Genomic DNA, 14,616 nt, shown 5'->3' with positions numbered 1-14,616 from the left:
TCCAGGACTTCCCTGTCATGCGTATCTCCCCGCGACCGGGCCAGCCCGCGGGGAGAGGCCTGCGGTCTGCTGGCACGACGACTCGCCGTCCGTCCTTTGTGGACGCTGTCGTCTGTTCGCGAGGCCGCAGCGGAGGCACCCTGCCCGAACCAAACTACGAAAATGTGGCAACACAGTGGGTAGGACACGCAAATGACTTCAACGACATACTCCGAACCACACGTTCGGGGCAGCGACTACGCATCGCTCTCGCGCGAGATCAGGGCCGCCGGTCTACTCGACCGGCGGCGCGGCTACTACCTGATCAGAATCGTGCTCAACCTCGCCGTCTTCGCTGCGGGCTGCGTCGCGTTCGTGGCCATCGGCGACTCGTGGTGGCAACTTCTCATGGCGGTGTTCTTCGCCGTCATGTTCACACAGCTGTCGTTCATCGGTCACGACGCCGGGCACAAGCAGATCTTCAGAGCCCGCCGCGCCAACGACGTCGTGGGCTACCTGCACGGCGGTCTGGTCGGACTCAGCTACGACTGGTGGGTCGGCAAGCACAGTCGGCACCACGCCAACCCCAACCACGAGGACAACGACCCAGACCTCGACATCCCCGCGCTCGCCTTCACCCGCTCCCAGGGACTGAACAAGCGTGGCTTCACACTCTGGATGGCCAAGCACCAGGCATACCTGTTCTTCCCGCTGCTGCTGGCCGAAGGCCTGAACCTGCACTGGAACGGAATCCAGCACGTCTGGCACCTCCGACGCAAACCGCGCGTACTCGAGGCGACCGTCCTCGTCGCGCACATGGTCATCTACCTGACGGCCGTGTTCGTCGTGCTCTCACCTCTCACCGGACTCGTGTTCATCGCCGTTCACCAAGGTCTGTGGGGCGTCTACATGGGTTGCTCGTTTGCACCGAACCACAAGGGAATGCCCACTCTCGCCGCGGGCCATCAGCTCGACTTCCTCCGCAAGCAGGTCCTGACCTCCCGCAACGTACGCGGCAGTCGGCACGTCGACTTCATCCTCGGCGGACTCAACTACCAGGTCGAGCACCACCTGTTCCCGAGCATGCCCCGTCCCAACCTGCGGCGCGCCCAGGCACTTGTGCAGGCTTTCTGCGTCCGTCACGGCATCGACTACACCCAGTGCGGCCTGATGCGTTCCTACACACACGTCCTGCAACACCTCCACGCTGTCGGCGCCCCACTCCGCCAGCGTGGACGCCCGCGAGACCCGTCCACCGCCTGAGGCCGGCGGACATCACGAACCAGCTGATTCCCCCTGCCAGGATGCCGACCGGTGGACTTCACCTCGGGAATACGCTCCGACAGACGGCCCCGTCTTCAGCTTGGGCCATCGGGCAGCCATGTCGCCGCCAGGAATGAGCATGTCAGGACGCCCCTCCTCGCCCGTGTCGGAGAGTCGACCGGGCACCAGCCGCCAGACCACCGATGATCGACCGGAGGACGATGACACCGAGCCGGCACACCAACACGCGGTCCCACTTCGACGAGGCACGCCTACGGGCGGAGGAAGAACGGACCGACCAGCAACAGCGCGCCGTCCGGACGGTCGCCGGCCAGGCCCGTGACCGCACCGAGTTCACCGCTCTGCTGTCAATGCTCGGCCTGAACGACACGGCGATACGCCCGGTGACGCTCAGCCGCCGGCTGGCTGTCTACATTCACCAGGTGGCGGCCGCGGTCGGCGTGCCGGCCGAGGCGACGGGGTACGAGGTGAGCGACACGGCCACCGCCTACCTCGGCCTCGACCTCCGGTGCTCCACCCGACCCGCCCACGACCTGATGCTGGTGTGGGACGAGCGGCTCGGCTGGTTCGTCGGGGTGGAGACAACCCCCGCCGAGGCACCCGCCATCGTCGCCTACCTTGACGGTGACATTGTGCCCCCACCCGCCGAGATCGCGCGGTTCGTCATCGATGCGGCGGCCGGCCGCGGAGTGACGCGGATCCGGCCGGTGTTGCCGCTGACCGAACGCGCCGTGCTGGCCGAGAAGATGGCCGTCGTCTGCCAGGCATGACCGACGACGAGTGGGTGACCAACATCCACCGCTGACAGTCCGAAGTAGGAGGTTTCGTTGCTTGGCAGGTAGAACTGCCGGATGGGTGGATCCGGAGCGGTCACCTGCTGGACCGGCGAACCTAGGCGAGCCGCGACAGGACACTGCGCATGGCCTCGGTCCGTGCGCTCTTGACCACGGTCCACGGCGCGAACTCCGTGTCGGCCGTCCGGAACATGGCCACCTTCGCCTCCGTGTAGGCGCCCAAGGCGGTCAAGAAGACGGCGGAGCTGATTGCGGTGAGCCAGCCGAAGAACGCCGACCCCACGACCCTCCCCACCGGTCCGAACAGCTGGAGTTCAGCATCCGTCGGAGCGTGCCGCGCCTTGGCGGCATGTCAGGTGAGGATGCGGCGGGAGTAGGCGTCGATGACGAACTCGACGTAGACCCATGCCGGACAGGGTTTGCCTGCCTGTCAGGCGGCGAGGACGAACGACAGGAAGAAGCCCCCCGCTGTGGCGAACGCGTTGAGCGGTCGCCCGTGCTCGAACGCCTCGGGCATCAGGGTGTCGGCCAGTGACGCGATCACCGCTCCGCCGGCGAAGGACAGTGCGACGGCCAGCACGTTGTCGCTCAGGCCGCCCGCGACCAGCCTGCCGGCCACGACTGCTGCGGTCAGCAACAGCGCGCATACCGTCCATGTCGCGATGACGGTTCGCTTGCTCTGCCCCGCCTCGCGCATGGCGACGGCACCGACCAGTGACTCCGGGAGATTGGAGAAGAAGATCGCCACGAGCAATGTCAACGACACCCCGCTGACGAGCGACACGCCGAGCGCGAGGTTCTCCGGCACGCCATCCAAAGTCACCGCGGCGAGCAGCGCGAGGCCGACGCCGCCACGCGAGCCGGCCTTGGTCACCTCCCGCTCCTCGGGTCCGGCGTGGCCGGTGATATAGCGGTCGAGGGTGGAGTCCGCGACCACGAACGCGGCAGCCCCGGCCAGGAGACCGAGCCCGGACCGCACCGCGCCGCCGAGGTGGAACGCCTCCTCGAACAGCTCAAAGGCGAGCGCGGAGATCAGCGCTCCACTGGCAAAGGCCAGCAAGACACCGGTGACCCGACGCGGCGGGCGCCACAGCGAACCCACGACCGCGCCGATCACCAGCGCACTCGATGCGGCCAGGCCGAACAACACTGAGATGAGCATCGGCGATCCGTTCTGGCGGTCGACGAACGCGCCAGCCAACCGGGAGCAGGGCGAGTGGGCCACGGAGAACTTCCGGGCAGCCGAAGCAAGAGGTGTTGCTGTTCAAGCTGTTCGCCCCTTTGCGCGCCGTTCACGCCGCCCAGCACCTGCGGCAACGCTCGCAAGCAGGTGTCAGCGTCGACTTGCCCGGCACCACCTGACGCCGGACCAACATCTTCACCCCGGCGTTGGCCCTGTCAACGCTTGCGACGAAGCTTCTGCGCGGCCTGACGGGCGCGGTCACGATTGCGCGGATCCTTCGCCATTTCGCGCGCCTTGTTCGTCATCTGCTGCCCCTTGGGACTGCGCAGCGCATTCTTGATCCGGTTCAACAGACCAGCCATCATGATCTCCCTTACTCCGTTTGCCGACTCAGACATACCCAGCGCCACCACCGCCAACCCCCGGCGACATGACGGCCGTGCAAGACCATCGAGGGCGCTCGGCGAACGGTCGGCGAGCGAGGCGGTCGGAGGCCGTCGAACACCTTCGCCGGCACGCCGCCGGCCGACGTAGCGGGTCACGTCGCCGCCGCCCGGCACCCTCGATGGAGTCCCTCACCGCCCATGCGCCGCTCGCCAGGCTGCGGCCGCCCAGTGCCTGACCACACCGATCGGGGTGAGAAGTGCGTTGGGAGGAGTAGGTGGAATGTACCGATGTCGGGGTAGCCGAGTATGGCGGCGGTTCGCCCATCCCTGCCGAAAACGGAGGACACGATGACCCAGTTTCGCCCGCCCGGGGACCCGGCCGAAGGCCAGACCTCCAGGCCACCCACCGAACCCATGTCGCCCGCCGAACCCGCGCTGCCGAGCGGAGCGCCCCCGGACGACCAAGCGCCACTACCTCATCGGCCGCCCACCAACGACCGACCCGAGGTTGAAGATCCGGTCATCAGACGGAGCCGGTTCGGCGGGCTGTGGATCGGTCTGATCGCCGCGGCCGTCATCCTGGTGCTGCTGCTCGTCTTCATCCTGCAGAACTCGCAGACGGTGCGGGTCGACTACTTCGGATTCACCGGTCAACTTCCCCTGGCGGTCGCGATCCTGCTCGGCGTGGCAGCCGGCGCACTACTCATCGCCCTGCCCGGTACGGTCCGAATTCTTCAGCTGCGCAAGGCGGCACGCCGTTAGGACTTCGCGGACTACTGGTCCGCCCAGAAACCCTGTTCGCCGATCGGTGTCACACCCGGAGTCCTCGGTACATGAACGGAGCGGGCTTACCTCCTGCCAGAATCGGCGGATGCCGTCCCTGGAAAGCGCCTCCGTCCCCCGGCGGTGGTGGGCACTCGGGGCCATCGCGGTGGCCTTGTTGACCGTGGGGCTCGACGTGACGGTGCTGCATGTCGCGTTGCCCACGTTGGCCACCGGGCTCGGGGCGTCGACCACGGAGTTGCAGTGGTTCGCCAACGCCTACACGCTCGTACTCGCCGCCGGGCTGTTGCCTGCCGGGATGCTCGGTGACCGGTTCGGGCGCAAGCGCATGTTCCTGGGCGCGCTCGCGGTGTTCGGTGTCGCCTCGGTCGGTTGTGCGTTTGCGGGCTCGGCGGAGCTGCTGATCGTCGCTCGGGTCGCGCTCGGGGTGGGCGCCGCGTTCATGATTCCGTTGTCGATCTCCCTGCTGCGGGTGTTGTTCTCCGACGCCGAGCGGCCGCGGGCGATCGCCCTGTGGACCACCGCCACCACGGTGGGCATCCCGCTCGGGCCGGTTCTCGGCGGCTGGCTGCTCGACCATTACTGGTGGGGCTCGGTGTTCCTGATCAATGTGCCGTTGGTGGTGGTCGGGGCGGTCGCGATCGCGTGGCTGGTCCCGTCCACGCCCGGTTCCGGTCGTCGGCCGGTCGACTTCGTCGGTGTCGGGCTGTCCAGCGCCGGCCTGGTCGCGCTGACCTACGGGCTGACCGCGGCCGGAAGCCTCGGCTGGACGGCGGCGACGGCGGTTCCCGTACTGGCCGGCGCCGCGCTGCTGACCGGCTTCGTCCTGTGGCTGCGGCGCGCCCGCCACCCGCTGGTCGACCTGGACCTGTTCCGGTCGACCGGCTTCGCCTCCGGCGCGACGCTGGCCACGCTCGCATCGTTCACGATGATGGGCGCGATCTTCGTGCTCCCGCAGTACTTCCAGGCGATGTGGGACACCGACGCGTTCGGCACCGGGTTGCGCCTGCTGCCAGTCATCGGCGGCCTGCTCGTCGGGGTGCAGGTCGGCGAGCGCCTGCTCGCTCCGTTGGGGGAGAAAGCCGTGGTGGCGGCCGGGTTCGTCCTGATGGCCGCGGGGCTGCTGATCGGCGCGACGGCCGCGGTCGGCGACGGCTACGGGTTCGCCGCCGGCTGGATGGCGGTGGCGGGGCTGGGCCTCGGCCTCGCGCTGCCGCCCGCGATGAACGCCGCGATCGGCGCGCTCGCCGCCGAGGACAGCGGGGTCGGCGGCGGGCTGGTGCACGCGTTGCGGCAGGTCGGCGGCACGCTCGGGGTCGCTGTACTCGGCACGGCGCTCAACGCGAGCTATCGGTCCACTGTGGATGCTTCCGGCGTGTCGGGTTCAGACGCGGGCGCCGTGCTCGACACCGCGGCCGCGGGACTGCGGGTCGCGCGCACGGAGGACTCGCAGCGGCTGGCGGACTCCGTGCGGGAGGCGTTCAGCAACGGGATGAGCACGCTGCTGGTCCTGTGCGCGGTGGTGATGCTCGGCGGCGCGGTGCTCGCCGTCGCGGTCCTGCCCACCCGAGCCGTCAATTCTTGACCATCTTTCCGTCACACTTGCGAAAAATCTTCCTTTCGCCCTAGTTTGCTCGGGTGCCAAATGTCGGCAGTCTCGTACGACGACGTGCCGAGGCCCGGGCATCGGGCCGTGCTTTTGTGTTTCTCGAGGAACACGAGACAGCAGTGACATTCGCCGAGCTCGACTCGGCCGCGCGCCGGGTCGCCGCCGCCGTCTCGGCCCACGGAGGCACCGGCCGACCCGTCCTGCTGCTGTTCCCTCCCGGCCGCGCGTTCGTCGAGGCCTTCCTCGGCTGCCTGTACGCCGGCGCGATCGCGGTGCCCGCCTACCCGCCGGACCCCGCGCGGCTCGACCGCACGCTCCCCCGCCTGCGCGCGCTGGCCGCCGACTGCGGCGCGACTCTCGCGCTGACGGTCGCCGGCCTCGCCGAGGCGCTGCCGGCCGTGGCGGAGCTCGCCGACCTCACCTGGCTCGCGACCGACAACGTGCCCGACGACCCGGCGTGGTCCCCACCGGAGTTGCCGGCCGACGCCCCGGCGCTGCTGCAGTACACGTCCGGCTCGACCGGCCGGCCCAAGGGCGTGCTGCTCAGCCACGCGAACCTGTTGCACAACGCCGAGTCGGTGCGGCTCGGGTTCGGCACCACGCCGGAGTCGGTCGGCGTGAGCTGGCTGCCGCCCTACCACGACATGGGGCTGATCGGCGGGATCCTGCAGCCGCTCTATGCCGGCATGCCGCTGGTCCTCATGTCCCCGTTGACATTCCTCGCGCGGCCGATGATCTGGCTGGAAACCGTTTCCAGGTACGGCGCGACGGTCAGCGGCGGCCCGAACTTCGCCTTCGAGCTGTGCGTTCGCCGCAGCACTCCGGCTCAGCGGGCCGAGCTGGACCTGTCCCGGTGGTCGGTCGCGTTCTGCGGCGCGGAGCCGGTCCGCGCGGCGACCCTCGACCGGTTCGCCGAGGCGTTCGCCCCGGCCGGCTTTCGCCGATCGGCGTTCTACCCGTGCTACGGCCTCGCCGAAAGCACGCTGATCGTCACCGGCGGGGCGGCGAGCGCCCCGCCCGTCACGGTGGAGCGCGACGGCGTCACGCACGTCGGGTGCGGCTCGGCTCTCGGCGACCAGACCGTGGCCGTCGTCGACCCCGGGACCCGCGCGGCGTTGCCGGCCGGGTCGGAGGGCGAGATCTGGGTGAGCGGACCGAGCGTGGCCGCCGGCTACTGGAACCAGCCGGCGGAGACGGCGGAGGTCTTCCACGCCCGGCGCGCCGGCGACCCGGACCGGCGGTACCTGCGCACCGGTGACCTCGGCTTCCTCGACCCCAGCGGTGAGCTGATGGTCACCGGCCGGGTCAAGGACCTGATCATCGTCCGCGGCCGCAACCTGCACCCGCAGGACCTCGAACACACCGTCGAGCGGCTCGTCGCCGGTGTCCGGCCGGGCTGCAGCGCCGCGTTCGGCGTGCCAAGGGACGACGAGGAGCGGGTGGCGATGACCGCGGAGGTCGCGACGGGCACGGACCCGGCCGCCACCGTCACGGCGATCCGGCGGGTGCTCGCCGAGTTCCACGAGGTCCAGCCGGCCGCGGTGGTGCTGCTGGCGCCGCGCACCATTCCCAAGACCTCCAGCGGCAAGATCATGCGGCATGCCTGCCGCCAGGCACTGCTCGACGACCAACCGGACGTTCTCGCCCGCTGGGACGAGACCACGACCGACGTGCTCGACCAGCTCGCCGGTGCCGCGCCGGACACGCCGCTGACCGAGCTCGGCCTGGACTCGTTGCGGGCCATCGAGCTGCGCGCGCGGCTCGGGGTGGACGTGTCGATCTCCGAGCTGCTGGGCGGTATCACGGCCGGCGAGCTGGCCGAACGTGCCCCGGCCGATCCTCCGCCGGTCACCGACCCGGCGACGGTCAGCGACGGGCAGCGTGCGCTGTGGTTCCTGCAGCAGTGGGACCCGGACGCGACCGCCTACCAGGTCACCAGAGCCGCACGGATCCGATCCCCGCTGGAGGTTCCCGCGCTGGAACGGGCGCTGCGCGCACTGGTCGCGCGACACGAAGCGCTGCGCTCGACCTTCCCGGCCGAACGCGGTGAGCCGGTGCTGCGGATGTCCGCCGACGACTACTCCGTGCTGGCCCGGCACGACGCGGCCGGGCTCGCCGACGACGAGCTGCGCCGGCTGGTCGACTCCGTCGCACGGCAACGCTTCGACCTCGCCCGGGGCCCGCTGCTGCGCGTCGCGCTGTTCACCCGCACGCCGGAGGACCACGTCCTGCTGCTGTCGGTGCACCACGTGATCGTCGACTTCTGGTCGATGGCGGTGCTGGTGGCCGACCTGCTCGCGCTCTACGCCGCCGAGCTGACCGGCGCCCCGGCCGGAATCACGCCGCCGCCGAGCACTGGACCCGCCTCGGTGGCCGACCTCGACGTGCGGCTCGACCACTGGCGAGGCGTGCTGGCCGGGGCACCCGCGGCGGTGGAGTTGCCGACCGACCTCCCGCGCCCGCGGCTGCAGTCGTTGCGCGGGACGGCACACGAGTTCCGCGTCGACGCCGCCACGCTGGCCGGGGTCGACGCGGTGGCGCGCCGGGCCTCGACCACGCGTTTCGTCACTCTGCTGGCCGGGTTCGCCGCACTGCTGAGCAAGTACGCAGGCGACGACCTGGTTGTCGGCACGCCCACCGCGGGGCGGGACAACCGGGACAGCGCCGGGACGGTCGGGTATTTCGTCAATCCGGTGCCGCTGCGGGTGCGGGTCCCGACCGGCGCAACGTTCCAGCAGCTGGTGGCGGCCACGCGCGCAACGGTGCTCGATGCCCTCGACCACGCGGTGCCCTTCCCGCGACTGGTCGAAGCGCTTCGACCGGTTCGCGACCCCGGCCGGCCACCGCTCATGCAGGTGACGATGACCCTGCAGCAGTCACCGCCCGGACGCCCGGATGTCGCCGCCTTCGCGGTCGACGACCAGAGCGCGACCGTGTGCCTCGGCGGTCTCGAGGCCACCCCGTTCCCGCTCCCCCGGCGCGACGCGATGTTCGACCTGTCGCTCATGCTGGCCGAAGTGGACAGTGGGCTGAGCTGCGTGCTGGAGTACCGCACCGACCTCTTCCTCCCGCCGACCGTGGCCCGGCTGGGCGAGCAGCTCCCCGCGCTGCTGGCGCACGCGGTGGCGGCACCCGACGAGCCGCTGGACGCGTGGGAGCCGGCCGGCGACCACGAGGCCGTGCTCGCCTTCGGCGACGGCGGGGAGGCAGCCGAGCCGGACACACTGCCGGCCGCGTTCGCGCGCCAGGTGGCCGAGCGCGGCGGAGCGGTCGCGGTGGTGTTCGGCGGGCGGTCGCTGTCCTACGCCGAGCTGGACGAGCGATCGAGCCGGTTGGCCGGGGTGCTGCGCGAGCGGTTCGGGGTGCGCCGGGGCGAGCGAGTCGGAGTCCACACGCCGCGCGGGCTCGACGGGGTCGTCGCGTTCTGGGCGGTGCTCAAGGCAGGTGCGGCGTATCTGCCACTAGCCCCGGACCTCCCGGCTGTCCGACTCGCCCTGCTCGTCGGAGACGCGGCACCGGCCGTCCTGCTCACCCATCGCGCGATCGCCGGTGACCTGCCGGGCGGGCTGCCTCGCTTGTACCTCGACGAGAACTGGCCGCCGTCGCGGCCGTTCCCCGGCGATCCGACGCTGGGCCCGGACGACCTCGCCTACGTCATCCACACGTCCGGCTCGACCGGGCGGCCCAAGGGTGTGCTCGTGCCGCACCGCGGTGTCGGCGCCGTGGCCGCCGCGGAGGCGACGGCGCTCGGCGTCACCACGTCGAGCCGCGTGCTGCGGCACGCCTCGTCCGCGTTCGACGTGTCCGTGGTGGAGATCCTGCTCGCACACCTGCACGGTGCCGCACTGCACGTCGCGCCGCCGGACGCCGCCGTGCCGGGCCCCGAGCTGGTCGGACTACTCGCCGCACAGCGGATCACGACCGCCGCCCTGTCCCCGTCCGTGCTCGCCGCCCTGCCAGAGGCCGCGTTGCCGGAGCTGACCGGGATCGTGGCCGGCGCCGAGCCCTGCCCGGCCGACCTGGTCACCAGGTGGGCGCCGGGACGCCGCTTCGTCAACGCATACGGCCCGACCGAGGCCACCATCTGCGCCACGCTCGCCACCTGCGTCACGGACGACCCCGTCCGCCCACCGATCGGTCGCCCGATCCGCGGCGTGCGCGCCTACGTGCTCGACGCTCGGCTTCGGCCGGTGCCGGTCGGCGTGCCCGGCGAGCTGTACCTCGGCGGGGCCGGGCTCGCCAGGGGCTACCTCGGGCAGCCGGGACGCACCGCCGAGCGGTTCCTTCCGGACCCCTTCCGGACCGTCCCGGGTGGACGGATGTACCGGACCGGTGACCGCGCGCGGTGGCGGCCGGACGGCGCGCTGGACTTCCTCGGCCGCGTCGACGACCAGGTCAAGATCCGCGGTGTACGGGTCGAGCCAGGCGAGACCGCGGCACGGCTGCGCGCGATGGTCGGCCTGCGGGAGGTCGCCGTGGTGCCTCGGCCGGCGCCGGGCGACGGTACCGAGCTGGTCGCCTACCTGGTGACCGCGGACCGGCTGCCGGTCGACGAGCTGCGCGACCGGCTGCGGGCCGAGTTGCCGGAACCGTTGGTGCCGGCGGCGTTCGTGCACCTGGACCGGCTGCCGCTGACCCCCGCGGGCAAGCTCGACCGCGGTGCCCTGCCGCCGCCGTCGCCTGCCGACCGCGGCGCGGGCGAACGGCTCGACCCGCGCACGGAGCTCGAACGTGTCGTGGCCCGGGTGTGGGCGGGCGTGCTCGGTGTGTCCGAGGTCGGCGTGCGGGACCAGTTCTTCGACGACCTCGGCGGCAGCTCGCTGCTGGTCGCCCAGGTGACCAGCAGGCTGAGCGACCGGCTCGGGCGGCCGGTCGCGGTCACCGACCTGTTCGAGCACCCCACGGTCGAGGCGCTGGCCCGGCACCTCGGCGGGGACGACACCGGTGCCGCGCATGCCGCTCCGGACGACCGGGCGGCCGCGCGCCGGGACGCGCTGGCCAGACGAAAACGCGCCAGGAGAGAGGCAACGACCACATGACCCTGCCGTTATCCGGCAACGAGATCGCCATCATCGGCATGGCGGCACGCTTCCCCGGCGCACCCGACCTCGCGACCTTCTGGCGCAACCTGCGAGCCGGCGTCGAGTCGATCTCGTTCTTCGCCGATGACGAGCTGGAGATCTCACCGCTGGTGGGTGAGCAGGCCCGTGCGCATCCCGGGTTCGTGCCGGCCGGCGGAGTGCTGGACGGCGCGGAGCTGTTCGACCACGACCTGTTCGGCATCCCGCGGCGCGAGGCGCGGTGGATGGACCCGCAGCAGCGGGTGTTCGCCCAGCTCGCCTGGACGGCGTTGGACGACGCCGGGTACGACCCGGAGCGGTTCGCCGGGCGGATCTCGGTCTACGCCGGCGCCGGGTCCTCCGGCCACCAGCTGGCCTTGTTGAGCCGGCTGGGCGCCGACCCCGCCTCGGCCTACGAGGCTCTCGGCAGCGCGGCGGCGCAGAACCTGGCCACCAAGGTGTCGTTCCTGCTGGGACTGCGTGGCGAGAGTATGAACGTGCACACCGCGTGCTCCACCGGCCTGGCCACGGTCCACATGGCATGCCAGAGCCTGCTGCTCGAGCAGTCCGGGATGGCGATCGCCGGCGCGGTGTCGCTGTCCGAGCCGCAGCGCACCGGGTACGTCCATCAGGAGGGCATGATCCTCTCCCCCGACGGGCACTGCCGGGCGTTCGACCATCGGGCCGCCGGCACCGTGCCCGGCCACGGCGCCGGCGTCGTGGTGCTCAAGCCGCTCGCCGAGGCGCTCGCCGACCGCGACCACGTGCACGCGGTGATCCGCGGCTCGGCGATCAACAACGAGGGTCACCGTTCGGTGGGCTACACGGCGCCGAGTGTCGCCGCCCAGGCCGAGGTGGTCGCCGAGGCGCTCGCGTTCGCCGACACCTCCGCCGCCGACATCGGCTACGTCGAGGCGCACGGCACCGGCACTCCGCTCGGCGACCCGATCGAGATCGCGGCGCTCACCCGGGCGTTCCGGCGCACCACGGACCGGGTGGCGGACTGCCCGATCGGCTCGGTCAAGACCAATGTCGGCCACCTCGACACCGCCGCGGGTATCGCGGGGCTGATCAAGGTCGCGCTGATGGTCGGGCACGGCGAGCTGCCCGCGAGCCTGCACCTGGAGTCGCCCAACCCGGCCATCGACTTCGCCGCGAGCCCGTTCACTGTCAACACCGAGCCGCGGCCATGGCCGGCCGGCTCGCGGGTGGCCGGGGTTTCCTCGTTCGGCATCGGCGGGACCAACGTGCACGCCGTCGTCGCCGAGCCACCACTCGCGGCGGAGCCGGCACCGTCCCACCGGCCGCACCAGCTCGTCACGGTCAGCGCGCACACCGAGGCCGCACTGTCCACAGTGGCCACTGAACTGGCCCGAGTGGATGGTGTGCCCATGGCCGACCTCGCCTACACCCGAGCGGTGGGGCGGACCGCGTTGCGGTACCGGCGTGCGTACGTGGTGGCCGGTCCCGACGAGTTGGCCGAGGCGGTCGGCACCGAGCGCCCGGCCACGCCGGTCGGCGACCGGCCGCGGGTCGGCTTCCTCTTCCCCGGCAACGGTGCCGCGGTGCACGGCATGGCCGGCGAGCTGTACCGGGTCGAGCCGACCTTCCGGGATGCGCTCGACGCCTGCCTCGCCGGGCTCGAGCCGCGCCTCGGTCGGCCGCTGCTGCCGTCGCTGCTCGAGGGCACCGGCCCGATCGACGATCCGGAGCTCGCGCACCCCGCGCTGTTCGCCGTGGAGCACGCGCTCGCCACCGTGCTGGTGTCCTGGGGCGTGCAGCCGGCCGTGTTCGCCGGCCACAGCTTCGGCGAGTACGCGGCCACCTGCCTCGCCGGCGTGCTCCCGCTCGCGGACGCCGCCGAGCTGACCGTCGCACGTGGACGGTTGGTCCGCGCCCTGCCGGAGGGCGCGATGCTCGCGGTCGGACTCGACGAGCCGGCGCTCGCGCCCTACCTGGCCACGCCGGTGGCGCTGGCGGCGGTGAACGGCGACGACCGGTGCGTGGTGTCCGGACCGGTCGACGCGATCGCGGACCTGCGCGCACGGCTGACCGCCGACGGGCACACCTGTCGGCCGCTACCGGTGCGCCGCGCCTTCCACTCGCCGGCGGTCGAGCCGGCCCTGCCCGGGCTCGCCGCGGTGGCGGGCGGACTGTCGTGGACGGCGCCCGCGGTGCCGTTGCTGTCCGGCGTCTCCGGCTCCTGGTGGACCGGCGAGGACGGCGACCCGTCGTACTGGGCCAGGCAGATGCGCGAGCCGGTCCGCTTCGCCGCCACCCTGGAGACCCTCGCCGCGGGTGGCACGGACCCGCTGATTCTGGTCGAGGTGGGCCCCGGGCACGACCTCACCGCGTTCGCCCGGGGCCAGCTGCGGCGCCGGGCCACGGCGTTACCGGCCTTGCCGATGACCGGGCGCGCCGCGGGACACCGGGGGCTGCTCACCGCGCTCGGCGCGCTGTGGAGCGCCGGGGTGGAGGTCGACTGGGATGCCTTCTACCGCACCGAGTCCCGGCGCCGCGTCCCGCTGCCCGGCTATCCGTTCGAGAGCGTGGACTGCCGACTGGACGTCCCGGCCCCGCCACCCGTCGACTCCACCGTGGACGTGCCGGCCGCGGACGTGGAGGCGGACGACGTCGAGGGCACCGTGCTGCGCATCTGGCAGGAGCGGCTCGGCACCGAGGACATCGGCCGCCACGAGAGCTTCCTCGATCTCGGCGGCAACTCGCTGACCGCCGCCCAGCTGATCACCCGGCTGCGCGCGGCGTTCTCGGTGGACCTGCCGCTCGCGCTGCTGTTCGATGAGCCGACCGTCGCCGGGCTCGCCACGCGGATCCGGACGATGCTCGGCACGGGTGCCCAGGTCGTGACGAGCCTGCCGGCCGACGAGCTGCCGCCGATCCGCCCGGTGCCCGGCGAACGCTCGCTGTCGGTCGTCCAGCGACGAACGCTCGCGCTCGAGGCCGCCGACCCCGGCAACCCGGCGCTCGCCATGCCGGTGGCGGTGCGAGTCGAGGGCCCGCTGGACTCCGACGTCCTCGCTCGGGCCATCGATGCGGTGGCCGCGCGACACGAGACGCTGCGCGCCACGTTCCACCACGACGGTCCCGAGTGGACTCAGCGGATCCGGCCCGATGTGCCGGTCACGCTGGCGGTCGAGACCGGCGCCGGAGAGGAGTGGGCCGCGCGGCGCGCACGCGAGGAGGCGAGCCAGCCGTTCGACCTGGCGCGGACCCCGCTGCGAGCGCGGCTGCTTCGGCTCGCCGACGCCGACCATGTCCTGCTGCTCACCCTGCACCACGTCGTGTCGGACACGCTGTCGATGGTCAACCTGGTGGGCGAGATCGCCACGCACTACGCGGCAGCCGTCGCCGGGCACACCGCGGAGCTGCCGGAGCTCGCCGTGCAGTACCCCGACTTCGCCGCCTGGCAACGCGAGCAGCTCGACGGCGATGCGCTGGAGCGGCAGCGGGCCTACTGGCGCGAACGGCTGGCCGACCGACCCGCACCGCCGGCCCTGCCCACCGACCGCCCGCGCGC

9 protein-coding genes are annotated in these 14,616 nt (G+C 71.9%); 6 read left to right on the top strand and 3 right to left on the bottom strand.

The window, feature by feature from the left end:
• The first annotated feature begins 192 nt into the window (after positions 1-192).
• On the top strand, positions 193-1,242 hold the full coding sequence (locus tag ACRDSK_RS13310) for a fatty acid desaturase family protein (protein WP_431440848.1): 1,050 nt from the start codon (positions 193-195) through the stop codon (positions 1,240-1,242).
• A gap of 221 nt (positions 1,243-1,463) precedes the next feature.
• Positions 1,464-2,033 (top strand): DUF6292 family protein, encoded by a 570-nt coding sequence (locus ACRDSK_RS13305; protein ID WP_431440845.1) that lies wholly within the window; start codon positions 1,464-1,466, stop codon positions 2,031-2,033.
• A 121-nt stretch (positions 2,034-2,154) separates the two neighbouring features.
• Here ACRDSK_RS13305 and ACRDSK_RS13300 read toward each other — a convergent pair whose 3' ends face one another.
• The 3 genes from ACRDSK_RS13300 to ACRDSK_RS13290 all read right to left on the bottom strand — a co-directional run bounded on the left by ACRDSK_RS13300 (position 2,155) and on the right by ACRDSK_RS13290 (position 3,782).
• On the bottom strand, positions 2,155-2,340 hold the full coding sequence (locus tag ACRDSK_RS13300) for a hypothetical protein (RefSeq protein ID WP_431440843.1): 186 nt from the start codon (positions 2,338-2,340) through the stop codon (positions 2,155-2,157).
• Between the two features lie 147 nt (positions 2,341-2,487).
• Positions 2,488-3,219, bottom strand: a complete 732-nt coding sequence (locus tag ACRDSK_RS13295) for a ZIP family metal transporter (protein WP_431440841.1) — start codon at positions 3,217-3,219, stop codon at positions 2,488-2,490.
• Positions 3,220-3,455: 236 nt separating this feature from the next.
• Positions 3,456-3,782 carry a hypothetical protein gene (locus ACRDSK_RS13290; RefSeq protein ID WP_431440839.1) on the bottom strand — a complete coding sequence of 109 codons (327 nt, stop codon included), beginning with the start codon at positions 3,780-3,782 and terminating at the stop codon, positions 3,456-3,458.
• 150 nt (positions 3,783-3,932) lie between these two features.
• Between ACRDSK_RS13290 and ACRDSK_RS13285 the strand changes: the two genes are divergently transcribed.
• The 4 genes from ACRDSK_RS13285 to ACRDSK_RS13270 all read left to right on the top strand — a co-directional run.
• Positions 3,933-4,388, top strand: a complete 456-nt coding sequence (locus tag ACRDSK_RS13285) for a LapA family protein (RefSeq protein WP_431440837.1) — start codon at positions 3,933-3,935, stop codon at positions 4,386-4,388.
• Between the two features lie 109 nt (positions 4,389-4,497).
• Positions 4,498-5,994, top strand: coding sequence for a DHA2 family efflux MFS transporter permease subunit (locus tag ACRDSK_RS13280; protein ID WP_431440836.1), 1,497 nt, complete (start codon positions 4,498-4,500; stop codon positions 5,992-5,994).
• A gap of 53 nt (positions 5,995-6,047) precedes the next feature.
• Complete coding sequence (locus ACRDSK_RS13275) at positions 6,048-11,057, top strand: amino acid adenylation domain-containing protein (protein ID WP_431440833.1); 5,010 nt, start codon at positions 6,048-6,050, stop codon at positions 11,055-11,057.
• The coding region (locus tag ACRDSK_RS13270; RefSeq protein ID WP_431440832.1) for a type I polyketide synthase at positions 11,054-14,616 on the top strand (3,563 nt) is incomplete at its 3' end. The genes ACRDSK_RS13275 and ACRDSK_RS13270, both read left to right, overlap by 4 nt.

This window comes from Actinophytocola sp., assembly GCF_050699915.1.
GTDB lineage: Bacteria > Actinomycetota > Actinomycetes > Mycobacteriales > Pseudonocardiaceae > Actinophytocola.
Note: the sequence above shows the minus strand (reverse complement) of the source record. Positions and strands in the feature narration are given on the sequence as shown.